Annotated in this window: 20 protein-coding genes and 1 pseudogene; 19 read left to right on the plus strand and 2 right to left on the minus strand. The window is 42.3% G+C overall.

What is annotated here, in order from left to right:
- Nucleotides 1-118: 118 nt before the first annotated feature.
- From B143_RS0109285 to B143_RS0109295, 4 genes and pseudogenes are all read left to right on the plus strand, one after another.
- Complete coding sequence (locus tag B143_RS0109285) at nt 119-5,125, plus strand: calcium-binding protein (protein WP_211205516.1); 5,007 nt, start codon at nt 119-121, stop codon at nt 5,123-5,125.
- Nucleotides 5,126-5,365: 240 nt separating this feature from the next.
- Nucleotides 5,366-5,590, plus strand: a pseudogene (locus tag B143_RS10130) (heteromeric transposase endonuclease subunit TnsA); the annotation flags it as partial.
- A gap of 55 nt (nt 5,591-5,645) precedes the next feature.
- Nucleotides 5,646-6,956, plus strand: coding sequence for an HlyD family type I secretion periplasmic adaptor subunit (locus B143_RS09780; RefSeq protein WP_248647530.1), 1,311 nt, complete (start codon nt 5,646-5,648; stop codon nt 6,954-6,956).
- A 31-nt stretch (nt 6,957-6,987) separates the two neighbouring features.
- Entirely contained in the window at nt 6,988-7,875 is an 888-nt protein-coding gene (locus tag B143_RS0109295; RefSeq protein ID WP_008316781.1) for a toxin-antitoxin system YwqK family antitoxin, read from the plus strand.
- A gap of 83 nt (nt 7,876-7,958) precedes the next feature.
- Here B143_RS0109295 and B143_RS0109300 read toward each other — a convergent pair whose 3' ends face one another.
- A complete protein-coding gene (locus tag B143_RS0109300) occupies nt 7,959-10,244 on the minus strand; it encodes a TonB-dependent hemoglobin/transferrin/lactoferrin family receptor (RefSeq protein WP_018123063.1) in 2,286 nt (761 codons plus the stop codon).
- 175 nt (nt 10,245-10,419) lie between these two features.
- On the opposite strand from B143_RS0109300, the gene B143_RS0109305 reads away from it, so the two are divergent.
- The 4 genes from B143_RS0109305 (at nt 10,420) to B143_RS0109320 (ending at nt 15,099) form a co-directional block, all read left to right on the plus strand.
- Nucleotides 10,420-11,460: a DUF481 domain-containing protein gene (locus tag B143_RS0109305; RefSeq protein ID WP_155964888.1), complete on the plus strand. Its 1,041-nt coding sequence runs from the start codon at nt 10,420-10,422 to the stop codon at nt 11,458-11,460.
- A gap of 24 nt (nt 11,461-11,484) precedes the next feature.
- Nucleotides 11,485-11,988 carry a chorismate--pyruvate lyase family protein gene (locus B143_RS0109310; protein ID WP_018123065.1) on the plus strand — a complete coding sequence of 168 codons (504 nt, stop codon included), beginning with the start codon at nt 11,485-11,487 and terminating at the stop codon, nt 11,986-11,988.
- 84 nt (nt 11,989-12,072) lie between these two features.
- The gene (locus tag B143_RS0109315) at nt 12,073-13,929 is read left to right on the plus strand and encodes an SLC13 family permease (RefSeq protein WP_018123066.1); all 1,857 of its coding nucleotides are present in this window, start codon (nt 12,073-12,075) and stop codon (nt 13,927-13,929) included.
- A 12-nt stretch (nt 13,930-13,941) separates the two neighbouring features.
- Nucleotides 13,942-15,099 (plus strand): iron-containing alcohol dehydrogenase, encoded by a 1,158-nt coding sequence (locus B143_RS0109320; RefSeq protein WP_018123067.1) that lies wholly within the window; start codon nt 13,942-13,944, stop codon nt 15,097-15,099.
- Nucleotides 15,100-15,147: 48 nt separating this feature from the next.
- Here the strand turns inward: B143_RS0109320 and B143_RS0109325 are convergent, their stop codons facing one another.
- Nucleotides 15,148-16,260, minus strand: coding sequence for a glycerol dehydrogenase (locus tag B143_RS0109325; RefSeq protein WP_018123068.1), 1,113 nt, complete (start codon nt 16,258-16,260; stop codon nt 15,148-15,150).
- A gap of 201 nt (nt 16,261-16,461) precedes the next feature.
- On the opposite strand from B143_RS0109325, the gene B143_RS0109330 reads away from it, so the two are divergent.
- The 11 genes from B143_RS0109330 (at nt 16,462) to B143_RS0109380 (ending at nt 26,394) form a co-directional block, all read left to right on the plus strand.
- On the plus strand, nt 16,462-16,959 hold the full coding sequence (locus B143_RS0109330) for an acyloxyacyl hydrolase (protein WP_018123069.1): 498 nt from the start codon (nt 16,462-16,464) through the stop codon (nt 16,957-16,959).
- A 21-nt stretch (nt 16,960-16,980) separates the two neighbouring features.
- Nucleotides 16,981-17,529 (plus strand): isochorismatase family protein, encoded by a 549-nt coding sequence (locus B143_RS0109335; RefSeq protein WP_018123070.1) that lies wholly within the window; start codon nt 16,981-16,983, stop codon nt 17,527-17,529.
- Between the two features lie 155 nt (nt 17,530-17,684).
- Nucleotides 17,685-18,605: a Dyp-type peroxidase gene (locus B143_RS0109340; RefSeq protein ID WP_018123071.1), complete on the plus strand. Its 921-nt coding sequence runs from the start codon at nt 17,685-17,687 to the stop codon at nt 18,603-18,605.
- Nucleotides 18,606-18,725: 120 nt separating this feature from the next.
- The gene (hpf, locus tag B143_RS0109345) at nt 18,726-19,067 is read left to right on the plus strand and encodes a ribosome hibernation-promoting factor, HPF/YfiA family (protein ID WP_008316765.1); all 342 of its coding nucleotides are present in this window, start codon (nt 18,726-18,728) and stop codon (nt 19,065-19,067) included.
- 75 nt (nt 19,068-19,142) lie between these two features.
- Nucleotides 19,143-19,592, plus strand: coding sequence for a hypothetical protein (locus B143_RS0109350; protein WP_018123072.1), 450 nt, complete (start codon nt 19,143-19,145; stop codon nt 19,590-19,592).
- On the plus strand, nt 19,579-20,955 hold the full coding sequence (gene murD / locus B143_RS0109355; protein WP_018123073.1) for a UDP-N-acetylmuramoyl-L-alanine--D-glutamate ligase: 1,377 nt from the start codon (nt 19,579-19,581) through the stop codon (nt 20,953-20,955). The genes B143_RS0109350 and murD overlap by 14 nt, the downstream gene beginning before the upstream one ends.
- Nucleotides 20,948-22,135 (plus strand): putative lipid II flippase FtsW, encoded by a 1,188-nt coding sequence (gene ftsW, locus B143_RS0109360; protein WP_018123074.1) that lies wholly within the window; start codon nt 20,948-20,950, stop codon nt 22,133-22,135. Before murD ends, ftsW begins: the two co-directional genes overlap by 8 nt.
- Entirely contained in the window at nt 22,110-23,183 is a 1,074-nt protein-coding gene (gene murG, locus B143_RS0109365; protein WP_018123075.1) for an undecaprenyldiphospho-muramoylpentapeptide beta-N-acetylglucosaminyltransferase, read from the plus strand. The genes ftsW and murG overlap by 26 nt, the downstream gene beginning before the upstream one ends.
- A gap of 41 nt (nt 23,184-23,224) precedes the next feature.
- A complete protein-coding gene (murC, locus tag B143_RS0109370) occupies nt 23,225-24,640 on the plus strand; it encodes a UDP-N-acetylmuramate--L-alanine ligase (protein ID WP_008316757.1) in 1,416 nt (471 codons plus the stop codon).
- The gene (locus B143_RS0109375; protein WP_008316756.1) at nt 24,640-25,563 is read left to right on the plus strand and encodes a D-alanine--D-alanine ligase; all 924 of its coding nucleotides are present in this window, start codon (nt 24,640-24,642) and stop codon (nt 25,561-25,563) included. Before murC ends, B143_RS0109375 begins: the two co-directional genes overlap by 1 nt.
- Nucleotides 25,564-25,566: 3 nt before the next feature.
- Complete coding sequence (locus B143_RS0109380) at nt 25,567-26,394, plus strand: cell division protein FtsQ/DivIB (protein ID WP_008316755.1); 828 nt, start codon at nt 25,567-25,569, stop codon at nt 26,392-26,394.
- Nucleotide 26,395: the final 1 nt, after the last annotated feature.

Raw genomic sequence — 26,395 nt, forward strand, 5'->3', positions numbered from 1 at the left:
AGTTAGAATCGAAGATTTTTTCCAAAATGGATATTATGCTTCAGGCGAAGCTGCTTGGTTAACCAATAAGGTTAAATACTTTGAATTTAAAGATAATGTTGTCCTGACCTTAGAAGAATTGGCACAGTCAAAATTAATTCAATGGGAAAGCCAAGGCAGTGATTTAACAGGGATTCACTGGAGAGGTGATATCACTGTATTGTCTAATCCTGATGTTGCTAAAGGACACACGATTGAATTATCAGGTGAAGCCAAAGATGTTCATCATATAACAGGTAGCATTTACGATGATCAGATCACAACAGGTGCTGGTAATGATGTGCTTATTGGTGGTAAAGGTGATGACCGTTTAGTGGGTGGTGCTGGTAGCGATACCTATAAGTTCCGTAAAGGGGATGGTAAGGATGTTATTTCAGATAGCTATAACAGTACAACCGATGTAGATGTTATTGAGTTTTTAGATGTAAGCAGTGCTGAGGCTCGACTGCATGCAGAACAATATGATTTAATCATTGAATATGGTAAAAATGATTCTATTCGTATTAATAACTTTTTCTATGCTAAGAGTGCAAATAAAGCAGATTGGTTAAGCAATAAAATTCACCAATTTAAATTCACTGACAAAATATTAGGGGTAGAAGATTTATTACAGTTACCGTTACTTGTCACAAGTAAATCTAATATTGGTTATAACTTCTATTGGGATGGTGAATTAATTGTTACAACAGATGATGTGTCTTCATCTCAAGGTAGTACAATTCAAATATCAACGAGTAAGAATCAATATATTACTGGTGCTAGTAAAAATGATACTTTAGTGGGTAACAATGGGAATGATTTACTTGTAGGTGGGCGAGGAAATGATACATTAAATGGTGGGGCTGGCAATGATACTTATCAGTTTAGTGTTGGCGATGGTAAAGATATTATTATTAGTAATAATCGATCAACTGAAGATAAAGATCAGATTCATATAACTGATGATTCACTAGAGAATATTCATTTTCAACGAAATAACTATGACCTAATATTACACTATGGTAATGAGGATCAAATAACAGTTAAGGATTATTATGCGCGTACTTGGCGTGATAGAACTGTGATACCAACAGTTACCGATTTGAAAGTTGGGAATAAAAGCATTAAGTTAAATACTTTTGAGGTTTTATCACTTAAGAGCTTGAGTAATTATAATGATTCCAATTTTTATTGGTCTGGAAATGCAGAATTACACTTAGATACTAAGTCTACAGAAAAGGCTACAGTTCACCTATATTTAACAGGCAATGCTGATATAAAAGGTGGAAAAGGTGATGAGACCCTTCATGGTAGTTACGGTGGTCATACAACTTTTACAGGTGGTGCTGGCAATGATGAGTTCTTTAGCCACAGCCTAACGGATACGTTTATATTCAATAAAGGTGATGGTGTTGATCATATTAACTTGGAAAATGATTCATTTTTAGGTGCTAGCCATAAAATAATATTTAAAGGTATTAACTCAGATGAAGTTATATTCACTCAGAAGCCTGAATATTCTTCCAATACTTTAGTCATTGAATATGGTGATAATGACAGAGTATTGATTAATAATTTTGACCGCATCAATGGAAATGCGCCATTTTCTGAATTTGTCTTTGCAGATAAAACAATATCTGGTATTGATTGGCTCCGTAACTTTTCACTGAACGGCACATCGTCGGATAATAAGCTTTTGGGGTATAACAGTATTTCGAATACCATTCATGGTAACGTTGGAAACGATACCTTATATGGCGCAGATAAGGATGACCATTTATTAGGTGGTGATGGAGATGACACTCTATATGGACAGGATGGAGATGATCTTTTAGAAGGTGGTGATGGTCACGATGTTCTTTATGGTAATGATGGTAATGACCTGTTAAAGGGAGGTGGTGGTGATGACTCTCTTTATGGTGAAGATGGTGACGATGTTCTAGAGGGTGGTGCTGGAAATGATACTTTAAATGGTGGTCGAGGCAGTGATAGATATATCTTTGGATCAAATTGGGGAAGTGATCAGATTACAGGTTGGTATCGGGAAAATTCTGAAGATGAAATTGATACTATTGTATTTACCCACTTAAATGCCGATCAATTGGTTTTTTGGCATGATGGAAATGGCCATTTAATAATTTATGAAGCATTAGACCCTAATAATCGTATAGAGATTGATGCGCAATTTGATAATTTGAATCGTAGACTACCAATTAATAGAATTGAATTTGCAGACGGTACATCTTGGGATCAAAATGACATCATTCATTATAGTGTTCAAGGAACATCACAGGATGACATTATTCATGGTTTAACTAGCGATGATATTATTCGTGCAGGTGGTGGTAATGACACAATTCATGGTATAGGTCCAAATAGTCAATTATTCGGTGAAGATGGTAACGATACCATTTCAGGTAGTGGTTATCTTGATGGTGGTGACGGAGATGATCATTTAGAAGGTACTGGTCATCTAGTAGGAGGGGCTGGAGATGATACTTTAATCGGTGATGGTCTTCTTGAGGGTGGTAAAGGTAATGACTTGCTCCAGGGCCAGGGCTTTTTAGATGGTGGGCTTGGTAATGATATTTTGCGTGCTGAAGATAAGTATCGCCATTTCTTTAATGGATTAGAAGAGAAGGAAATGCTATTAGCTGATCTTGAATTTGATAGAGAAAATACTGAATTTGAATCAGATCGAGTGACTTATCTTAAAGGTGGAAAAGGTAACGATACATTATATGGCGCATTTTCTGATGATATTTATTTATTTGAATTAGGGGATGGAAATGACACCATTATTGAACGTGCAAAAGGAGAGGCGTATAGCAATGTATTGGAATCGTTTGACATTATTCGTTTTGGAGAAAATATTTCTAAAGAGAATATTGAATTTAAGCGTTTTGGCGAGGATTTAGTAATACAGCATAGTAATCAAAACGATAGCATTACAGTTAAAGATTACTTTGTAGAATATAAAGATGGTAATGATCACCATAAAATTAACAAAATTGAATTTTTTGATGGAACCTTTGTAACTTCTGAAATGATAGAGAATAGTATTCATTACTATGCAGATCCAAATAAAAAACAGACAATTGGATACCGAGATAGAAGCGAGCATATTTACGGTCACGCAGGTGATGACCAGATTTTCTCAGGAGAGGGAAACGATGTGCTATATGGAAATGAAGGCAATGATTATCTAGATGGTGGTGAAGGTGATGATCAGCTTTTCGGAGGTAAAGGAAATGACACGCTTCGTGGTGGAAAAGGAAATGATGTTCTAGATGGTGGCGAAGGCGATGATCATTATGTTTATTATGCTGGAGATGGTCAGGATATTATAGATCATCAAGGTGGTGGTAAAGATGTTCTTTTCTTTAATGATATTCGTGAAGAGAGATTGAGTTTCCATAGAGATGGCATGAACTTGGTTATCTTAGTAGATAATGATTCCCTGCAATCTGTTACAGTCAAAGATCATTTTCTTGGCGGTGAGAAAGAGCTAAGTTTCGTACAAGCTCAAGGAGGATACTTAATCCCTGCTATTAAAATTTCTGAGATGATTAAAGCTGCTGAAAGTGGTGGTAAATTTGATAGAGTCATTGAAGGAACATCACAAGGTGAACAATTAGCAGGAGGTTCAGGTGCTGATTGGATTCAAGGTTTTGATGGTGACGATAAATTATTTGGTATGGGTGGTGATGATCGACTAGAAGGTGGAAATGGTGATGATTACTTGTCTGGTGGTAACGGTAGTGGCCAAGGGTCTGGTAATGATATTTTGCTAGGCGGTGCTGGAAACGATACATTGTATGGTGAAGATGGTGATGACTTACTAATCGGTGGAACAGGTGATGATAAATATTTATACACAGAAGGTGGTGGTGTAGATACTATTGACAATACTGGTGGCGGTAATGATGGATTATTTATGAATGGCATTGCAGCGAATCGTATTAGTTATCACCGTGATAAAGATGATCTAGTCATTCTAGTTGATAAAGATTTACAACAGCAAGTACGTGTTTTGAATCATTTTTTAGGTGGTGATTGGTTATTAAATTATATTCAACCAGGCACCGGTTATACTCTTTCAGCTGCACAAATAGCAAAACAATTAACAGTGCTTCCAACAGATCCAGGAACAGATCCAGGAACAAACCCTGGAAGTGGTGAAGGGCAGAATATTGTTGGTACCGATAAGAATGATATTTTAAGAGACACTCTCGGAGATGATTATATGATGGGAGGCCTTGGTGATGATTTGTATATTTATACAGGAGGTAAGGATATCATCGAGGAAGCAGGTGGTTATGATCGTATACGTTTTTCTAATGGTATTGTTTTCAGCCAAGTAGGTTCTGGGTTGATACAATCTGGTGATGATTTAATTTTACAAGTTGATCAGAATCCTAATAATCAGATTACAATTAAAAACTTCTTCTTGGGTGGTAATTATTTAATTGAATCTGTTGAATTTGAAACAGGTGGTAGCATTTCTGCTGAGCAAATTTTTGGAGCATTTGGTTTAACAATGCCTGAGAATACAAGCATCGAATGGATTGAAGGTACACAAGGTAATGATACATTGCGTGATACACTAGGAAATGACTACATGCGTGGTGGATTAGGAAATGACCTATACATTTATAGTGGGGGTCGAGATGTTATTGAAGAATCTGGTGGGCATGACAGATTGCGCTTTAGTAATAATATTACCTTTAATCAAGTAGGATCAGGATTGACAAAGTCAGGCGATGATCTTATTTTACGTGTAGACCAAAGTCCTGATAATCAAGTGACTATTAAGAATTTCTTTTTAGGTGGAAAATATTTAATTGAATCTATTGAGTTTGAAACAGGTGGCAGTATATCTGCAGATCAAATTTTTGGAGCATTTGGTTTAACAATACCCGTCAATAGAATGAGTTCTTCTAGGATGGCAATGCAGAATGATGCGGATTTTTCTGTGGATCAAAGTTTACATCAATTAATTAGTGCAATGGCTGCATTCGATTCAACGAATAGTTCTAATGAGGATTTCATGGTGACAACAGATCAATCACTGTCTAGACCAATGTTAACAACTTCTGCGTATTGATTTAATATATAGAATAGCCCTGTAAATATTGCAGGGCTTTTTGTTAATTCTAATTTTCAGGATGAAACTTTATTACTTATTTTCTAGTTTAATACCAATATTTTTAAGATTTAAGATGATACTTTATTATTTTATCATCGAATAAAATTTTATAAAATCAATGTGTTGTGTTAGTTTTAGGGTGAATCTTTATTACTCGGTAACATCAGTGAATACCTCTTGCTATTGTCTATTGTAACAATGGCAAGAGGTTTTTTTATACTCTCAAAGAATCAAGAGAAGTGGCTTAAAGAAGGTCGAGGTCAAGGTGAACTAGCTGATTATAAACCTTGGATAAAAATTTCTGATATATCTTCATCAGGCCGATCACATCGTGTTTTTGGTTATAAAATAAGACGTACTCATCATTTGATGTCAGATTTAGAATTAGCAATATTTTTATTTTTCGAGTGGGAAAGCCGTTTGGAATATTAGGGAACAATTAGATCCACCAAAACGTGAAGAGGATGAACGTGCATTTTTGCCTGCTCAACTAGAGTTGGTAGAAACACCTTTATCCAATGCACCTAAATGGGCTGCACGATTGATCATGCTCTTTTTTGTCATCACTCTTTTATGGGCCATCTTAGGTCATATGGAGGCTGTGGCAACCGCACAAGGTAAAACAGTATTAAGCGGGCGCAGTAAGGCTATTAAAAGCTTAGAAGATGGTGGTATCGTTAAAATTTATGTGAAAAATGGTGATGAAGTTAAAAAAGACGATCCCTTAGTCACATTAGATTTCTTAGGTGCAGATCAAGATTATGAAAAAGCAGAACAATCTTTAGAGGCTGCAACGCTTTTAAAATACCGTTCTGAAGCTTTGATTAAAGCACTGCAAAATCAAGAGATGCCACTCATCACAGAGGAAGCCACCGAACGCATCACAATTGATGAACTCAAACAGGCTGAGCAACTGGTGCAAAACCAGTATCAGCTTTGGCAATCTCAAGATGATCGCTATGGTTCAGCGATTCGTCAAAAGGATGCAGAGTATCGCACCACCAATGCTCAAGTGGATAAACTCACACAAAATATAGAACTCATCGAAGAAGAGCTACAAGACTATGAAAAGCTCAGTAATAATAAGAGTAAAGGTGTCTCTAAACATCAATATAATCAAAAGAGACAAGATCATATCAATGCTAAACATGAGTTAGCCTCTCAGGAAAGTCGACTCATCGAGATCAATGAAGGCAAAATTCAGTTAGAGAAAGAGCGCCAATACACTGAATATCAACTCAAGCAAGAAACACTAAATGGCTTACGAGAAGCCCAAGAACTGATTCCCCAATATACAGCTGATAGCCAACGAGCAAAGCACCGCATGGATCAAGCTCACATTAAAGCGCCAGCCAATGGCACTGTGCAACAGCTGAATATCCATACGGAAGGTGGGGTCGTTTCTCATGGTGAAGAGTTGATGGTGATTGTACCTGAAGGTGATTTTATGGAAGTGGAAGCATTGGTGCCTAATAAGGACATTGGCTTTATTGAACATAACCAAGAGGTTGTGATCAAAGTGGAAAGCTTCCCATACACGAGATATGGTTACATTACAGGAAGAGTGAAAAGCATCAGCTTTGATGCAATCGAACATCAGGATTATGGATTGGTGTATCAAGCAATTATTAAACTAGATAAGGATTATTTAATGATCAATGAAAAGAAAATACCGCTGACAGCGGGTATGAATGTGACGGTAGAGATTAAGATCAGAGAACGTCGAGTGATTGATTACTTCTTGAGCCCCCTTCAAACGAAGGTGGATGAGAGTATGCGTGAGTTATAGAAATAGATTTGAAGCCTAAGGAGAAAAATATATGTTGAAGAAAAGTTTAATAGGACTGGTCATTATTGTAGTTATTGGAGGAGGTTACTTTGGTTATATAAAATATATGACATATAAAGAGGTGGAAAGACAAGAAACCATTGCTGCCTTGGAGCGATTAGATAAAGAGTATCGAGAAAAAAAACTGATAGAACTCAGAGCAGAACGTGCTGAGCAGGAGAAAAAAAGAATATTTGAAGCAGACCATTTTTCTAAAGTTCTAAGTGGTACAGGAAATATTGAAAAAAAAGTTGTAATAGATGAAAAAGGGATTAAGCGAGCAGAATACCAATTGATAGATGGCCATATTGGTGGTCCATATCGTTTATGGAGAGAAGATGGTACAAAAAAAGAAGAAGGCTCTTTACTAACAGCAGAAAAATATAGTAATGGCCAATTCAAAAAAACACGATATTTTAGTGAAAAGCATGAATATGATGAAAAAAATACTTTGAGAACTATCATTGCTTATAGCAACGATGGGAGTCGGTTATGGGATCAGACGTTTTATTCAAATGGTTCAAAAAAAAGCATGTTCATTCATGATTACCCTAGTAGCCAATCAGGAGAAGATTTTGCTTGGTACGAAAATGGGCAGGCTATGTTTAAAAAACATAAACAGACTAGTTCAGCTAATCATGGATGGGCTGAGTATTGGCATAGTAATGGTGAGAAAAGATGTGAAGGAATGTACGATTCAGATGGATTGTGGGCAAATGATAGGGTGGGGATTTGGAAAGTTTGGGATGAAGTTGGGGGTTTGATTGCAGAAGGTTATTTCTCCGATAATAAAATAGATATAAACAAACCTCATTTAGGAACAGAAGAAATGATTAAAGAGTGTTCCAATTTAAATATATTAATAAAACAGGATAATTAAGGATTGAGCTATGCTGAAAGCGCAATAAAAAAACCGATGATACATGAGCATCATCGGTAATATTGGTTGATTAAAAATTGTTGTTAGAATCGAGCTTCAAACGAAATCATAAAGTTACGTTTAGGCGCTGTGAAACGATTTAAGCCTTTACCTTTTGGATCCACGCGATTCGTTGTACCATAAGTAGGAATGTCTCGTAAACTGTCCCATGTGGTGTAACTGCGATTAAAGAGGTTGAACACACCAAAGTTGATGCTCATGTCTTTATCAATGTTCACTTGCCCTGTTAAATCCACCACGAAATAGGATGGGCTTAACCATGGCCATTCTTTCTTTTGTACTCCGCGATAAGAATACTGTGTTTCAATGGTATCCTTACCTTTTTTTGCGGCACTGTAACGCCCGGTTAAGGCAAGATTCCAACGCTCAGAAGGTGCTTGATATTCAATGCCCATCAATGCGCTCCAAGGTTGAATGGATTTGAGTGGATCACCATCTTGATTTTTACCGCGACTGTATTGTGCTTTAGCGTTAAAAGTCCAGCTGTCCGATAATCCCAATAATTCACCATTGATTGAACCATTGACTTCAATGCCTTTGATTTTTGCACGGGCAATGTTCACAAATTGGATTTGATTCACGAAGAAGTATTCGCCACCACTCCATGGATTATATGGATCATAATATGGATTCGGTGCTCGACCCTCTGAAACACGTTCATCAATAAAGTTACGATAGCGGCTTTCAAAAATGCCAATGCCAAATTGGCTGTAATCATTTTGGAATTGGTAGGTGATCTCTTGATTGAGGGCTGTTTCAGGTTTCAGTTGTGGATTTGGCATAAAGTGATTGGCGCCGCCTTTACCAAATTCAAAAAAGAGTTCTTCAATTTTAGGGGCTCTAAAGCCTGTGCTGATTTTATAGCCCACTTGATGCTCTGGCGTAAAATTATAGGTTGCGCCAATTGACCATGAAGGGCGCGAGAAATGTTTTTTACTGTCGTCAAAACTGATGGGGAATTTGTTGCTGCCATCTAATTTTGGGCTGTATGTGTATTGATCATAACGGGCACCTAGGGACAAATGTAATTCAGGGGTGACTTGAATCTCATCTTGCAAAGAGAGTGCGAGCACTTTTGAGCTGACGGGCGTCATGATACTGTATTTTGACGGATGTACGCTGTCTGTTAAATATAAAACATCATAGTTTTGATTTTTAAGGTGCCCTTTACGGAGCTCTAACTTGCCTTGGAAGGTATGCTCGATGCCACCAAGGTTGATGGCTTGTGTAAAGAGTTGTGCTTTGAGTAATTTTTGACGCTGTTCAAACTCACGAAAATAGCGTTGATCCACTTTAAAATCGCGTTGATTCACATTATAAGTGTGCGCTTGCATTTTGATTTTCTGATCAGCGGCGATGATGTTAATGGTGTCTAACCATGTGGAATCGGTGGCAAAGTAGTCATACTCTAAGCCATAGCGGCGATAAGGTGCAGTATCTGAAGCAAATCGGTGCGTATTCCAGCCATCAAATGTTTTTTCTTCAGTAAATTGACGATGCGCACGATCTTCATAAAAAGCGGTGATGCGGTTTGACTCATTGAGCTCATAGCCAAGTTTTGTCAGCCATGATGTGGTGCGGAATTTTGAAGGATCCGGGCGGCCACGTGTCCAGCCATACACATCATCCCCTCGGCCATTATTTTTCGTTTCATGACCGCGGCGCTGCGTTAATTGTGCAAAACCAAAAAAGCCATTGACTTTAAAGCCTGCCCCTAACACATAGCGCCACTCTTTATTTTTAGAGGAATACGCCCCTTTAGTGTAGAGTCCAAGCTTTTCACCCGGTTTAACAAAATCATCCACAGTTTTGGTTTTAAAGTAAACAGAGCCACCGACGGCGCCACTGCCGTCACTGACGGAGTTTGCACCTTTATTGACAGTGACGGAACTGATGTTTTCAAACTCTGTATTGTTCATGCTGCCATTAAAATAACCATAGCCTTTATAAATAGAGGGCATGAAGGTTTCAGCTTGGGGTAAACCATCAACAATGACGGCCACGCGATCTTTATCCACGCCGCGAATGGCATAACCATTGCTGCCAGCACGGCCACTTTCAGTAACGCCCACACTCAATTCATTGCGAAAGAGATCACGCTCATCTTGCACCATATTCTTGGTAATGTCTGCAGCCGTTTGTGTGGATTTAAAGACGGCTTGTGGTTTGACTTCACCAATGACCACAACTTTATCAAGGTTGATGGCATTGGTGTCGTCCTCATCAGAGGATGACTGAGCAAATGTAAAATGGGGGAGCAGCAATGAGGATAGTGCTAAAGCAGTGGTCACAGGATATTTAGGGTGCATGTAAATTGGGTCCAAATGTCAATGGGAATCATTATCGTATGCAAATGTATCATGATAGTATTTGATTATCAATCTCATTGTTAATCACAATCATCATAATTTTTATACAGTTATCAATCGGTTCTCATTAAAAGGGCGCTATAATGATGGCGTATTTGTGCAAAACACAGGAAGAATGTCAGTGAAAAAAATTGGATGGAGCGTTGGACTCTTGCTCTTATCTTCGGTCTTTGCCGATGAAGTGGCTCTGAAAAACGGCGATCGTTTATCAGGACAAATCACCTATCTAGAAGGGCCGTATCTCTTTTTAAAAACAGATTACGCCGGGACAGTGAAGATTGATCAATCGCAAGTGGTCAGTTTTACAACAACAAATGCCGTCAATGTGAAGCGTGATCTCTTCTCTTCTGAAATTGTGGGGCACGGCGCTGAGTTTAAGATTGTTAAGAAAGAGGGCAAGCGTGCACAGCGATTGCTGTTGGTGGATACCGATGACGGCGTTGTGCAAATGCCAATGAGTGAGCAAATTTCGCTCGCGAAAGTCAATGAGAAGATGCCTAAACGCCAAGATTTGAAAGTGACGGGCAATGTCACTTTTGGTGCCTATATTGACCGCGACAGTACAAAAACAGCGCGCTACAATTGGGCCAATACCATTAAAATTGAGCATGGATTGTGGCGGCATACATTGAATGGCGCATTTTATCGAAAAACAGAGAGTGATCGCACGAAGAGCTATTATTATAATTTAGGCTATTCAGTGGATCGCTTTTTCTCGCCTCATTTTTTCTGGCAAAGCGCGATGAGTTATCAGCATGATTGGATAGAAGAGATTCGTGAAAATACCATGGTGGGTACAGGTCCCGGTTGGCAGCTTTGGAACAATGAGCGCTCAGCCTTCTCAGTGGCAACGCTCTTAAATTATCAGGTGCTTGAGTATCGAAATAGTGATCATCGTGAAAACCCACAAGCTTCATTAAAATGGGATTATCGCCAAGCCTTGATGAATCAATCCATTAAATTCAGCACAACTGGTGAGGTGGGTCGAAGCTTTAATCAAGCGGTGACGCTCGATTTAAATTTAGGGGCGACGCTTTCCTATCAATTGACGGATGCCATTTCCGTCAATACAGGCGTGAGTTATGAAAAGATCCGTTCAAAAGATGGTGAATCGAGAAATCGCAGCGTCCATTTTGGATTGGGGTATCATTGGTGATTTTTATGGATAAGGAGCGTTTCGATGCCATGGTTTCATGAGGATCAGCTGCACACAGAACTCACACAAGCCGGTTTATCAATTGAGTTGTATGAGCCATTGCTCACCATTCAATCATTGACGGTGGGGTTAGAAGCATTAAAGGATGACTTTAGCGTTAGTTTACTTTTTTTAGGTGAAAAGGGTGATGCATTCAGTCGTCAAGTGGTCTTGCAATTGTCAGGCATTGCAGTCATTTGGGCAGAAAGCTTATGTGATCAAACGGCGCATTTTTGGTGTGATTATTTAAACTGTGGCACGCAATCTTTAGGGCGCAAATTATTCAGTGGCGAAAACGTGATTGATCGCTCAGCCTTCAGCTATCAAATCTTTGAGCCGCATGAGTTGCCAAGCGCTTTGCGCGACCATTGCCAAACACCATTGACCACGGTTGTGGCGCGCCGTTCTACGTTTTATATGAATCAAGAAAGTTTAACTTTAACAGAGTATTATCTGCCCACATTGCAGCAGTTTGCATCAAAATCTTAAGAGATGAGAATAGGAGATGAAACCTTTGTGTAAATCACTATAATGGCGAGATCTCCCTAAAAAAGTCTTCGAAGAATAAAGATTATGACTCACGAATTAATGATTGTGTTAGGGCTGCTGTTTGCAGCCGTGATTGCATTTATGATCAACAAGCCACGCATGGATGTGGTGGCGGTGTGCGCGCTGCTTGCATTGCCTGTAACGGGCAGCGTGACGCTCGATCAAGCTTTGGCTGGCTTCAGTGACACAAGCGTCATCATTGTGGCGGTGTTTTTCATCATTGGGGATGGCCTTGTGCGCACAGGCGTTGCTTTTCGCGTGGGTGACTGGCTGATTCGCCAATCTAAAAACAGTGAAACTCGGCTCATTGTTTTGTTGATGCTGTCGGTGGCGATTTTAGGCTCAGTGATGAGTTCAACAGGGATTGTGGCAATTTTCATTCCGATTGTGCTCAGTATTGCTGCAAAAATGAAGGCAGATGTGCGTCGATTGATGATGCCGCTCAGCTTTGCAGGGCTCATCAGTGGCATGATGACGTTGGTGGCAACGCCGCCTAACTTAGTGGTGTCTGGGCAATTACAGCTCTCTGGTCATGAGGGCTTTGAGTTTTTCTCATTCACACCGATTGGCTTAATGGTGCTCGTCGTCGGCGTTGTGTATATGTTGTTTGCCCGCCGTTTGCTTGGAAAAAAAGCCGATGAAGCGACTAAAAAATCTCGTAAATCCCGCGTGGACATTGACTATTTAGTGAGTGAATATCAACTCAAAGGTCGTAATCACCGCGCGAGCGTTGGGAAGGATTCACCTTTAGTGGGGCGAAGATTGTCAGACATGCACCTGCGGGAAAAGCATGGGGCGAATATCATTGCCGTTGAGCGCCGTTTAAGCCGCTTTAAAAATGTGGTGCTTGATGCTGTGCCGGATCGGATCATTCAAGAAAATGACATTTTGCTCTTTGACTTTTTCTATCCTGAAAAGATCAATCAATTTTGTTTAGAGTTTCACTTGATGTCTTTGCCATTATTGAGCAGCTATTTCAATGAGCATGCGCGCGAAATTGGCATGGTGGAAGTGACGATTCATCCGGACTCACAACTCATTGATAAAACCATTTTAGAAAATGCCTTTCGCACCAATTACAATCTGAATGTGATCGGGCTGCGTCGCCAAGGCAAAATTGTGGAAAATGAGCTGTTAGATGAGCGCTTAAAGCAGGGCGATACATTGTTGGTCATCGGGATGTGGAAAGCGATTCGTCAATTACAATCCTTAAAAGATGATTTTGTGGTGCTCACCATTCCGGCAGAAGTGGATGAAGTGGCGCCGGCCATGGAAAAAGCGCCGTATGCCGTTGTGGCACTTTTGATCACAGTGGGATTGATGATTTCCGGTATTTTTCCAACGGTGCTTGTGGCAATCTTTGGGGCGCTGTTGATGGGCGTATTTGGTTGCATTACGATGGACAGTGCTTATAAATCCATCCATTGGCAAAGCATTATCCTGATTGTAGGGATGTTTCCTTTTGCCATTGCCCTACAAAACACAGGCGGTGTGGATTTAGCGGTTAAATTTTTATTAGAGATCAGCGGGGATGCGAGTCCACGGATTTTATTGATGATTCTCTTTGGTGTCACGGCGCTCACCGGGCTCTTTATTTCCAATACCGCCACGGCAGTTTTATTGGCACCGATCGCCATTCAAACCGCTTCTGTGTTGGGTTTATCGCCTTATCCATTTGCCATGATTGTGGCGATTGCCTCATCGGCCGCTTTCATTACGCCGGTGTCATCGCCCGTCAATACCTTGGTGATTGCACCGGGTAATTACAGCTTTGGGGACTTTGTGAAGGTGGGATTACCCTTTGCGATGATTGTGATGTTGATTGCTGTGCTTTTCGTTCCGCTCCTCTTTCCGTTATCATTGAGTCCTGTCTCACCTTAATGAGGAACGTTGATGAACAATTTTATGTATGCAAATCCCACTGAGATCATTTTTGGTCAGGGGATGATTGAAAAACTCAAAGATGTGGTGCCAAAGGCGGCACGCGTGCTCATGATTTATGGCGGTGGGAGCATTTTACGTAATGGCGTCTATGATCAAGTCAAGGCGGCATTGAGTGAACACACCGTGATTGAATTTGCGGGCATTGAGCCAAACCCCCATTATGAAACGTGTTTACAAGCAGTGACATGCATTCGTGAGCAGAAGATCGATTTTCTGCTCGCGGTGGGTGGCGGCTCTGTGTTAGATGCCACGAAATTCATTGCCGCTGCGGCCTGTTATACAGGGGATGATCCTTGGCAAATTTTGCTTGATGGTGGCAGCAGCATCACTCAGGCCTTACCGTTTGGTGCAGTGATGACATTGCCCGCGACAGGTTCAGAGATGAATGATGGTGGCGTCATCACCCGTGCCGTAACGCAGGAAAAATTATCATTCACAAGTCCCCACACGTTTTCTACATTTTCTGTGCTGGATCCTTTGACCACATATACATTGCCAACGCGTCAATTGGCCAATGGATTGGTGGATGCATTCATTCATGTGATGGAGCAATATTTAACGGATCAACATCAAGCCTTGGTACAAGATTATATGGCAGAAGCGGTGGTGAAGGTATTGATTGAAACCTCAGATGCCATCATTCATCAAGCACCGGAATACAATTCGCGCGCCAATTTTATGTGGGCGGCCACCTGGGCGCTCAATGGTTGGATTGGAGTGGGCGTGCCCAATGACTGGGCAACGCATGCCATTGGGCATGAATTGACGGCATTGTATGGTTTAGATCATGCCCAAACCTTAGCCATTGTGTTACCAGGTGTCATGGTGATGGAAAAAGCGCACAAAGCCCGTAAGATCATGCAGCTTGGGCGCAATGTGTTTGGCATTGATGCCATCGATGATGATGCACTCATCACACAGACGATTGCGGCAGTTGAGGCATGGTTCCACAGCGTTGGCATGAAAACGCGCTTGAGTGATTATGAATTAGATGCCACAGCCATCGATGCCATTTGTGCCCGTTTTGCCGAGCGTGGTTGGCAGCTTGGGGAGCATCGATCGATTGATGCCAAACGCGTGCGTGAGATTTTAACGCTTCGCCTATAAAAGCAAAAGCCCTGTCAATGTAGGGCTTTTTTATGATGATAAGATGCATCAGATGTCTTCATTGCGCCATGCGCGCCCGAGTCGATCTGCCGTTAAAAGCGCGGCATAGACATCTTCCACTTTCACTTCAAAAGGCATGTTATAAATGGTTTCACCCTTTGCACAGCTTAACTCAGCGGCTGCATGCAATAATTCATGATAATTTGGCGCATCCGTCGTTAAACCAAGTTCTGCTAAGGTGACAGGTAAACCCACTTGTGTACAGAAATCGAGGACTTCTTCAATCTCTTCCATCGGGCTATTTTCCAGCACCAATTGCACCAATGTACCAAAGGCGACCTTCTCACCATGATAACGATCATGGCACGCTTCAATCACCGTTAAACCATTGTGAATGGCATGAGCGGCGGCTAAACCTGCGCTTTCAAAGCCTAAACCACTGAGGAGCGTATTGGCTTCAACAATGTTTTCCACAGCTTTGGTGCTGACTTTATTTTCCACCGCCAATTTTGCTTTAAACCCTTCTTCAAGCAATGTTTCATAACACAATGTGGCCAGTGACATCGCGGCTAATGAGGTCAATCCGCCGGCCATGGTGGTCTTTTGTGCCTCTGAGCAGCTTCTGGCTTCAAAATAAGTGGCGAGCGCATCGCCCATGCCTGCCACAAAAAGGCGAACCGGTGCATTGGCAATGATGCGCGTATCCATCAATACAACATCAGGATTTTTAGGGTAGAGCAGATAGCTCTCAAACTCGCCATTGTCTGTATAGATGACAGAGAGCGCACTTGTCGGCGCATCGGTTGAGGCGATCGTCGGCGCGATGATGATGGGCGCATGACCATAATGAGCCACAGCTTTTGCAGCATCTAAGGTTTTACCGCCACCGATGCCGACGACAATGTCCGCACCGCTCTGTTTAAAGGCATCGCTTAAGCGATCGATCTCTTTTGCAGAACATTCGCCCTGAAAAATCGCTTCACTGTAAGGGATGTTTTGAGTTTGACAACTTTTTTCCACAATCTCTTTGACGAGGCCAAAGACAAATTCATCGGCGATCACGAAAGCCTTTTTGCCAAGGGGTGCGATGTAATCAGCAATTTTAGCAAGTGCATCGGGACCTTGAACATATTTACCGGGGGATTGTAATACTTTTAGCATACGAAGCTCCTTATGTTTATGTTGTTGTATCGATGTGAATCGTGTTGCAACTTTGTTGTGACTTCAATTTCAGTATAACAGATCTGTGTGACAAATTTGAGTCTGAGGAATGATGGTTTAATTTTGGTAACCAATCGGTTATATTGAGATCATTTTGTTCAATCTGGAGTGAATCACGTGAATCTACTAACAAAAAGAGTGATGCTTGCAACGATGGTTGCCGCCTCTGTGAATTTAGCGAATGCTTGGCAGTTAGAGGTGTCCGCAGGGCACACCGGGCAAAGTGAAAATACGTTTCGCATTGGCGCAAGATCGCCTTGGGAAGGGAAATATTTTGACACATCTGTGGGTTATTTATCAGGCTATTGGGATGTGGCGTACACTTATTGGGAAAAAGGCAAATATGGCAAAGATGTGAGCTCGATCTCTTTAAGTCCCGTGTTAACCTATAACTTTTATACGGGGAGCGGCATGGAACCCTTTATTGAATTAGGTGTCGGAATCGCGGCGTTTTCGAAAACCAAAGTAGGGGATCAAAATCTAGGCAGCAGCGTGAATTTTGAGGATCGTATTGGAATAGGGGCAACCATTGGCGCACATACTTTTGGTGCACGCGCCATCCACTATTCAAATGCGGGCTTGAAAAGGCCCAATGAAGGCATTGAGAGCTATGCGCTCTATTATGCTTATGAGTTTTAACCATCCGTGGAGGATTGAGAGATGAAATACGCAAACCCAATCATTGTATTTGTCGATGTACAAGAGAAACTCACACAAGTGATGCACAATCAAGATGAACTTGTGCCACAACTTGAAAAATTACTCAAAGGCGCACAAATCTTGGATGTGCCTGTTTTATGGTTAGAGCAATATCCTCAAGGTTTAGGGGAAACGGTGGGCTCGTTGAAAGAGATTTTAGTGGCAGGTGGCTATTCACCCATCATTAAAAATTGTTTCAGTGCGATGGGTTCAGCTGGGTTTCGCCGTGCGTTGGCAGAATCAGGGGCGGATCATGTGTTGCTAGCAGGTATTGAATCCCATGTGTGCGTCTTTCAAACCGCGCGTGATTTATTGTTAGAAGAGAATGATGTGACGGTAGATGTGGTGGTCGATTGTGTCTCTTCACGCACAAAAGAGAACAAGGAGATTGGCATTGATCGCATGGTTGGTTATGGCGCTGGGGTCACATCATTAGAATCTTTGTTGTTTGAATTATTAGAAACGGCAGAACATCCGAAATTTAAAGAGATCAGCCGTTTAATTAAGTAAAGGCATCGGTTGCTGCATGAAGGGTGGTGCTTCATGCGGCGATTGACTGAAAAATTGTTTTAAATCATTTTTATTGAAGTTGTGCTTTTAAAAGGTGGAATCATCCCCATAATATGAGCCATCACATAGCAATAATGATCTTTTGGAGTGAATGAATGAGCGAATTGAATTATCAAGATGGCATGGTTGTGGAAAATCGAGATCATGCCATTTTTATTGAAGCAAATTTTAAAACAGAGGATATGGATGCCATCAAAGATGCCATCGCTGAGTTTATGGCGCGCATTCGTTCATACAAAACCCGTTATGGTCACATGGGCATTGCCTCTGTGATGGCATTTGGCCAACAAGCATGGAAAAAATTATCAGGCAATGATGACAGTGCGCCTGAATTATTTGATCTCACAGATAAAGCTCATGGCATGGTTGCCGGTACGCAGCGCGATCTCTTTGTGCATTTGGTGTCAAATGAACATAAAATGAATTTCACACTTGCTCAAGAGTTTGTCCGCATTTTTAAAGATGTGGTGACGATTGAGGAAGAAGTGCATGGTTTTCGTTGGTTAGATGCGCGTGATTTAGGCGGTTTTGTCGATGGCACAGAAAATCCTAAAGGCATACAGGATCGCGTCGATGTTGCAGTGATCAATGATGGTATCGATGCGGGCGGCAGCTACGTGATTGCCCAGCGTTGGGAACATCATTTAGAGCAGTTTCACCACTTAGATTTAGCCACACAAGAGGGCACCTTTGGGCGCACAAAACAAGATGACATCGAAATGGGTGATGATGAAAAGCCTGTCGGTGCACACACAGAGCGCGTGGTGATTGAAGAAGATGGTGAGGAGCTTGAAATCGTGCGTCAAAGCTTGCCCTATGGTCAAGCAAGCGGCAAACATGGTTTGTATTTTGTGGGTTATTGTGTACATTTGACGGCGATTGATGCGATGCTCACCAATATGTGTGGTGAAAAAGATGAGCATTTTGATCGCATGTTCTGTTACACCCATGCCGTGACCGGCAGTTATCTCTATGCACCTTCGGTGGATCAATTAGATGCCTTAGGGGATGATTAAACATTGTACGAATCGGATTTATCCCTTCTCATTTCTCAGAATCTGTATTAATGTGAGGGGTAAGTAACAGCTACACAGTCACAACAAAACGTTTCAACGTCGATTATAAAAGGAGTAGTTATGAACATTAACATTACTGGTGATGGTTTAGAATTAACCGCTGCAATCCAAGAACATGTCAAAGAACGTTTAAGCAAAATCGAGCGTCATCGTGATCAAATCACGCAAGTGGACGTGGTGTTATCTGTGGAAAACAAACGCCAGAAAGCTGAAATCAGCATGAATGTTCCCCATGCGGCAGACATTAATGCAGAAGCCACAACCGATGATCTCTATGTATCGATTGATGAAGCCGTCAATAAGCTTGAAAAGCAATATCTGAAAATGAAAGATAAAGCGATGACGCTTCAACGTCAACGTCAAGAACACGAGAAAGAAGTACGCGAAACTGACGAAGAATAATTGTACATTCTCTTAAAACCTTAAAAATGGTACTCTGTTTTTAAGGTTTTTTTATGCGCGTTAATTTTAGGAATCATGAACAAAATCATCATCAGCTGTGGGCTATTGATGTTCACAGCCTTAGGCATTCTTTGGCAAAGTCAGCACATGACCCATTTGATTGACCGAAAGGCACCCCGTCTTTGGGCAAAATCTCATCAACGCATTGAGGGGGCAGCGCGCACGTTAATCAGTGAGGATGCGCTATGCTTTAGTCAGGAAGAATTTGCCAAAATCTTCTCGGTGAATAAAGATTCAGCGCAGTTGGCGCAATTTTGCGACAATTTGATTGAAAATCACCAAGATGGGTATAAAATTTCCGGCACTTGTCAAAATGTCTCCGCACGCTTTTTTGTGAAGATCACACTGAAAGATCACAGGCAGCAAAAAGTGTGGCAGCGGACGATTTTTGACAAAAATCATGCTGTATTGCAGCAAGAAACAATTACATTTAAAGAGCGAGGCGCTTGTCATGTTTCCGATTGAGGGATCAGCTAAACATTTAGTGGTGGGGTTTGGGATTACAGGATTGTCCTTAGTCAAAGCCTTAAAAGAACTTGGGGCAACCCACATCTACGCGATGGACTCAAGAGACGCGCCGCCGAATCACTCAGAAATTGCTGCATTAGGGGCAGATTGTCATATCGGTGGTTTTTGTGAGGCTTGGCTCAATGATTGTGATTATTTATGGTTAAGTCCAGGCGTACCTTTAGCCACGCCTGAATTGCAAAGTTGCTTAGCGCGTTTGCCCAAAGATCACATCGGCGGAGACATTGAGCTGTTTGCGCGCCTGACACAAGGGCAAACCATTGTTGGCATTACGGGGACAAATGGTAAAAGTACAGTGACAACATTGGTGGCGGACATTTTAGCGAAAGATGATCGTGCTGTATTTGTGGGTGGCAATCTTGGTGAACCTGCACTGAATTTGTGGTTAGCGGCAAAGGCTCAGGGCATTTGCGATCCTTTATATGTACTAGAGCTGTCAAGCTTTCAATTAGAAACCACAGAGCATTTAGATGTGACAGTGGCGGCGATTTTGAATTTAGCGCCCGATCATCTTGATCGTTATCGTGATTTTGACCATTATGCACATTCTAAATTTAAATTATTGCACATGGCCAAACAATCGGTGGTGAATGTAGATGATGCCTATTTAATGGATTATGTGTCTCATCAATCCTTGAGCACAACAACATTTAGCCTTAAAAATGATGCCGCCACTTGGTATATGCAATGGCAAAATAATCTGCCTGCAGCCATTACCAATGGTGATATCAATATTCATCTTACGGACATCAGCTTAGGTGGATTGCATAATTATGCAAACGTTATGGCGGCGTGTGCGATCACAAAGCTATTAGGTGTGAAAGAAGCGGCACTGCGTGATGCCATTTTGCATTATCAAGCATTGCCACATCGTTGTGCTTTAGTGGCGGTGATGGATGGCGTGCGTTATTACAATGACTCAAAAGCCACCAATTTACCCTCAACGGTTGCCGCCATTGAAGGATTTTTAGAACCTAAATGGCTCATTTTAGGTGGTGTGACGAAAGATCAAGATTTTTCAGAATTACAAACATTGCTAGATGATGACAATATGCTTGGCGTGTATTTAATTGGGGAAGACATTTCCACCATCACGCCGCACATTCCTGCCACGTGTGAGTCTGTTTACAGTCGTGATTTACAAAGTGCTGTCACAGCCATTGCAAAACGTGCCAAAGCAGGCGAAGTGGTGTTGTTTTCACCGGCCTGTGCAAGTTTTGATCAATTCAAAAGTTTTAATGACCGTGGTGAGCATTTTGAGCGCTACGTTCATGCCTTAGTGAAGGAGCCGTATGTTTAAAGAAGCCCTGCGTGTGCCAAAACGTGTGTATGTGGATCCGTGGCTCATCAGTGCGGTGACCGTTTTATTGGTGATCGGTATTTTAATGGTGACTTCTGCCTCATCCTACACCACAGAACGCTATGAAGTGATCTGGTATCACTACACCCGCCAGCAAGCGATTTTCATTGTGGGGGGCATCTTTTTAGGTTGGGTGGCGTTTCGCATGCGTTTGACTTTCTGGCGCAACATGCATTTTGTGGCAGGCTTTGCGGCTGCATTGCTTTTAGCTTTGGTGCTGATTCCTGGCATCGGGCGCGAGATCAATGGATCGATGCGGTGGATTCCAATTGGCCCCATTAACTTTCAGCCCTCAGAGATGGCAAAACTTCTGATTTTTATCTATGTGGCAGCGTTTTTAGATGCCCATTATCAGAAACTGCGTAAAGAGTGGGTGCACTTAGGTTCCATTTTATTGGTGCTTGGCTTTTATGGCGTGTTACTGCTCCTTGAGCCAGACTTTGGTTCAACAGTGGTGATGCTTGGCGTTGGTTTAAGCATGGTGTTCATTGCCGGGGTTTCGATGCGAAATTTCTTGGTGGTGATGATTGTGACCGTCGGTGGCATGTTGTTCGTGTTGTTCAGCGCTTCATATCGTGTGGCGCGTTTGAAAACCTTCTTAAATCCATGGGATGATAAATATGGCGAAGGCTTTCAGCTCATCAACTCCTTAATGGCCATTGGCCGCGGTGAATGGATGGGCGTGGGCATTGGTGAGGGTGTGCAAAAATTGGGCTATCTGCCAGAGTCCCACACGGACTTTATTTTTGCAGTCTATGCAGAAGAGACTGGATTATTGGGCGTGGTGATTTTGATCGCCATTTTTACCATGCTATTGTCCCGCGCATTCATCATTGGTAAGCGCGCTGAGTTTTGCAATATGCGCTTTGGTGCCTATTTAAGTTATGGCATCGGCATGTGGATTGTGGGGCAGGCCTTCATTAATCTAGCTGTGGCAATGGGGCGCTTACCCACAAAAGGTTTGACATTGCCTTTATTGAGCTATGGTGGCTCTAGTATTGTGACCTTATTGATTGCCATTGGCATTTTGTGCCGCATTGATGTGGATTCGCAGCGCGAGTTGATTAAACGAACACAAGTAAAGGTGGAGAAAGATGAAGCAAACAGCGAAGCAGGTTGATGTGGTCATCATGGCAGGTGGGACAGGTGGACACATCTTCCCGGGGCTTGCAGTGGCTGAAAAATTGCGTGCACAAGGTTATAGCGTGGCATGGCTTGGTGCCCATGGTTTAGAGACAACTTTAGTGCCAAAGCACAACATCGAGCTCTATTCTTTGAGCATTAAAGGTTTACGTGGCAATGGCTTAAAAGGTTGGTTGATGTTGCCCTTTAAAATGCTCAAAGCAGTCAGGGAAGCTAAAGCCATTTTAAAAATGCTCTCTCCTAAATGCGTGATGGGGTTTGGGGGCTTTGCATCAGGGCCCGGCGGATTGGCCGCCAATGCTTTAAAAATTCCACTCATGATTCATGAGCAAAATGCAGTGCCAGGCATGACGAACCGCTATTTGGCTAAAATGAGCCAACATGTGATGACAGGATTTCCATTGCCTCAATGGGCCAATAGTCAATATGTGGGTAATCCTGTGCGTGAAGCATTGTTTCAATTGCCGAATATTCAAACGCGCTTTGCGGGTCATGATGCCAATGAATTGCGTGTTTTGGTGGTGGGGGGCTCTCAAGGCTCTCGTTTTTTAAACACCATTGTGCCGACTGTGATTGCAGGTTCAAAGCGTAACATTGCAGTGTGGCATCAAACTGGGCAAAAACTTTTTGATGAAGCCAATGCGAGTTGGGCGACAACGGGTGTGACGCCATTTCGCATCGCCCCATTCATTGAGGATATGGGGGAAGCTTATGCGTGGGCGGACATCATCATTTGTCGAGCAGGCGCTTTGACTTTAGCAGAATTGACAGCCGTTGGGCTTGGCAGCATCTTGATTCCGTTGCCCACAGCGGTGGATGATCATCAGCGTAAAAATGCAGCGTTTTTAGTTCAGAGTGATGCGGCATATTGCATTGATGAAAAAACTTTTGATGCACAACAGATGATTACGATTTTGGATGGCATAACACTTGAACGCGCCCAAGAAATGGCGGAAAATGCACATAAAAATGCGAAACCCAAGGCAGTGGATGAAATTGCCGAGGCAATTGAGCGTACTTTCTAGTCCTCAATTTATTTAAAAAGGATGTTATTTTGACACAGACAATGCACTACAAACGCGCAGGCAACATGCGCCGAATCAATCGTATTCATTTCATCGGTATTGGTGGCACAGGGATGTGTGGGATTGCCGAGGTGTGTTTGAATCTTGGTTATGAGGTGACAGGTTCAGACATTAATTTATCCACCACCGTTGAGCACTTGATTGCTTTAGGTGCCTTGGTGAAGATTGGTCATGATGCCAGTCATGTGGTGGGCGCCGATGTTGTGGTGGTTTCAACGGCTGTGCACAATGACAATCCTGAAGTGGTGGCGGCAAAAGATTTTGGCATTCCCATCATTGCGCGTGCTCAAATGCTTGGCGAATTGATGCGCTTTCATTATGGCATTGCAGTGGCGGGTACACATGGTAAAACCACCACCACAAGCTTATTGGCATCGATTTTAGAAGAAGCGGGGCTTGATCCCACATTTGTGGTGGGTGGTCGCTTTAATAAATCCAATAATTTATCGAGCTCACAATTAGGCTTAGGGGAATACTTTGTGGCAGAAGCGGATGAATCTGATGCCTCTTTCCTCTATTTGCGCCCAATGGCAGCGATTGTGACAAACATCGATAAAGATCACATGTCCACGTATGATGGTGATTTTAATACCTTAAAACAGACATTTGTGAACTTTTTGCATCATTTACCTTTTTATGGTTTAGTGGTGATGTGTGTGGATAATGCGGGTGTGCGTGAGATCATTCCTGCTTTGCAGCGCCCGGTGATCACATATGGTGAATCAGAAGATGCCGATTTCCAATTATTGGAATATCGCTCGAATAAAATGAGCACAGAGTTTTTGGTGAAAACGCCCTTTGGCGTGAGTGAATTTACGGTGGCATTGCCTGGTAAACACAGTGCCTTAAACAGCATTGCAGCCATTGCCATTGCCACAGATTTAGGGGTGAGTGCCCCTGCGATTCGTCGTGGTTTGATGAAATTTAAAGGCGTCGGTCGCCGTTTTCAATTCCATCCGGATGTGCCATTAAAAACCGGTGGCAATGTCTCAGTGATGGAAGATTATGGTCATCACCCAACGGAAATTCAGAGCGTGATGAATGCATTGACAGAAGCGTATCCTAAAAAACGTGTGGTATTGGCATTTCAACCCCACCGTTATTCGCGCACAGAAGAGTTGTTTGATGAGTTTGTGACGGTGTTAAAAAATTATCCGGACATGATTTTAACGGACATTTACCCCGCCGGTGAACAGCCTAAGGATGGCGTGAGCATTGATAAATTGATCGCGGCGATTGAAGCAGCTGCTGGGCATAAAGTGAATTTTGCCCCAACATTACAAGACATTCGAACGGTCTATCAAGGCATGGCAAAAGAAGATGATCTCATCGTGATGATGGGCGCAGGCAGCATTGGCGGCATTGCAGCGAATTTTTATAAGGGAGGCGCACTCTAATGACAATCGATGTCAATCAATTTGGTAAAGTGGCGGTATTGTTAGGTGGCGAGTCCTCTGAGCGCCAAGTCTCTTTGTGGTCAGGTGAAGCGGTATTGGCAGCATTAAAGCGCCAAGGCGTGGATGCGTATGGCGTTGATCCAAGTGAAGTGAACATTGCGGCGTATTTGCCGGAGCATGGTTTTGATCGCGTGATGAACAGCTTACATGGTGGTGCGGGTGAAGATGGCACCATTCAAGCGGTGTTGGATTATTTAAACATTCCTTATACCGGCAGCGGCACATTAGGTTGTGCGGTGGGTATGGATAAAGTGTTTACCAAAGCCATTTGGCAGGCCAAAGGTTTGCCGGTGTTACAAACGTTTGAAATGAATAATGAAGCGGATGTGGCGCGCGTTGCAGAATTGGGGATTTTCCCGCTGGCAGTGAAGCCAAGTGCAGATGGTTCAAGTGTGGGCGTGAGTAAAGTTGAGCGTGCGGAAGATCTATTAGCTGCTTGGCACAATGCAAAAGGTAAAAGTGGTTTAGTGTTTGCAGAGCCTTGGATTATTGGCGAAGGCGAATACACCTGTGGCATTTTAAACGATCAAGCCTTGCCATTGATTCGCATGGAAACAGATTTAACTTTTTATGACTTTGATGCGAAATATTTGCGTGATGATACGCGTTACTTTTGCCCATGCGGTCTAGATGAAGCTAAAGAGCAAGAGATTCGTGCATTGTGTGAACAAGCGTTCCATGCAGTGGGTGGCAAAGGTTGGGGCAGAGTGGATCTTGTGTTAGATGCACAAGGCTTGCCTTGGTTGTTAGAGGTGAACATGTCACCTGGAATGACGGGGCACTCATTGGTACCTATGGCGGCAAATGCTGTGGGCATGGATTATGATGCGCTTTGCATCGAAATTTTAAAGACAACTTTATAATTGATGAAGCACGCCAAACCTGTCGGTGCACAGCGCATCCATCAGCCTAATGATACATGGACATGGGCGAGAAAGAAGCGCGGTGCACATTACAAAAAGCCATTTCAATGGGGGGAGATGTTTAAAGCCCTCGGTCGGCACCTGCGTTTTGCCATTGTGGTCTTAACGGTGATCGTGGTGTGTACATCGCCCATTTGGGGTTGGATGTATTTGTCTGTCAATAATCTGTTCCCTGTAAAAAATGTGATGTTTCACACCATCAATGGTACAGAGCATTATGTGTCGGGCGATCATAAACAGCGCATCATCAATGAGTTGATGGGGCAAAACTTGGTCAGTTATGATTTAACGCAGCAGCGCGATCAATTAAACGCGCATCCTTGGATTAAATCAGCACATGTGGTGCGTCATTGGCCTGAATCCATTGAGTTATTGATTGAAGAGCGCCGCCCTGTTGCGATGTGGAATGATCTTTATTTGATTGAAGCCGATGGTGAGATTTTTGAGCCTGATTTGATGCCGAATGTCAATTGGATCAACCTTGTGGGGCCTGAGGCACATCGCATGAAAATGCTCGATGGCATGCAAAAAATCACGCAAGCGATGCGCACCATTGGTGTGAAAGTGGATAAAATTATTCTCGATTATCGAGGTGCTTGGACCATCATTCTAGAAAATAATGTAGAATTGTATTTAGGTTCAAGTTTATTTGAAGAAAGGTTAAGAAAATTTATTTTGCATTATCCTTCTTCGATTCGAGCAAAAATGGACAGCATCATGGCGATCGATTTTCGATATGATCATGGATATGCATTGAAATGGAAACAGTAAA

The organism is Wohlfahrtiimonas chitiniclastica DSM 18708 (assembly GCF_000375345.1).
GTDB classification, from domain to species: Bacteria; Pseudomonadota; Gammaproteobacteria; order Cardiobacteriales; family Wohlfahrtiimonadaceae; genus Wohlfahrtiimonas; species Wohlfahrtiimonas chitiniclastica.

Excerpts from the sequence above, each read along its gene's own strand:
- B143_RS0109295 (WP_008316781.1), top strand. The coding sequence starts at position 6,988 with ATGTTGAAGAAAAGTTTAATAGGACTGGTCATTATTGTAGTTATTGGA.
- B143_RS0109300 (WP_018123063.1), bottom strand. The coding sequence starts at position 10,244 with ATGCACCCTAAATATCCTGTGACCACTGCTTTAGCACTATCCTCATTG.
- B143_RS0109305 (WP_155964888.1), top strand. The coding sequence starts at position 10,420 with ATGTCAGTGAAAAAAATTGGATGGAGCGTTGGACTCTTGCTCTTATCT.
- B143_RS0109310 (WP_018123065.1), top strand. The coding sequence starts at position 11,485 with ATGCCATGGTTTCATGAGGATCAGCTGCACACAGAACTCACACAAGCC.
- B143_RS0109315 (WP_018123066.1), top strand. The coding sequence starts at position 12,073 with ATGACTCACGAATTAATGATTGTGTTAGGGCTGCTGTTTGCAGCCGTG.
- B143_RS0109320 (WP_018123067.1), top strand. The coding sequence starts at position 13,942 with ATGAACAATTTTATGTATGCAAATCCCACTGAGATCATTTTTGGTCAG.
- B143_RS0109325 (WP_018123068.1), bottom strand. The coding sequence starts at position 16,260 with ATGCTAAAAGTATTACAATCCCCCGGTAAATATGTTCAAGGTCCCGAT.
- B143_RS0109330 (WP_018123069.1), top strand. The coding sequence starts at position 16,462 with ATGCTTGCAACGATGGTTGCCGCCTCTGTGAATTTAGCGAATGCTTGG.
- B143_RS0109335 (WP_018123070.1), top strand. The coding sequence starts at position 16,981 with ATGAAATACGCAAACCCAATCATTGTATTTGTCGATGTACAAGAGAAA.
- B143_RS0109340 (WP_018123071.1), top strand. The coding sequence starts at position 17,685 with ATGAGCGAATTGAATTATCAAGATGGCATGGTTGTGGAAAATCGAGAT.
- hpf (WP_008316765.1), top strand. The coding sequence starts at position 18,726 with ATGAACATTAACATTACTGGTGATGGTTTAGAATTAACCGCTGCAATC.
- B143_RS0109350 (WP_018123072.1), top strand. The coding sequence starts at position 19,143 with ATGAACAAAATCATCATCAGCTGTGGGCTATTGATGTTCACAGCCTTA.
- murD (WP_018123073.1), top strand. The coding sequence starts at position 19,579 with ATGTTTCCGATTGAGGGATCAGCTAAACATTTAGTGGTGGGGTTTGGG.
- ftsW (WP_018123074.1), top strand. The coding sequence starts at position 20,948 with ATGTTTAAAGAAGCCCTGCGTGTGCCAAAACGTGTGTATGTGGATCCG.
- murG (WP_018123075.1), top strand. The coding sequence starts at position 22,110 with ATGAAGCAAACAGCGAAGCAGGTTGATGTGGTCATCATGGCAGGTGGG.
- murC (WP_008316757.1), top strand. The coding sequence starts at position 23,225 with ATGCACTACAAACGCGCAGGCAACATGCGCCGAATCAATCGTATTCAT.
- B143_RS0109375 (WP_008316756.1), top strand. The coding sequence starts at position 24,640 with ATGACAATCGATGTCAATCAATTTGGTAAAGTGGCGGTATTGTTAGGT.
- B143_RS0109380 (WP_008316755.1), top strand. The coding sequence starts at position 25,567 with ATGAAGCACGCCAAACCTGTCGGTGCACAGCGCATCCATCAGCCTAAT.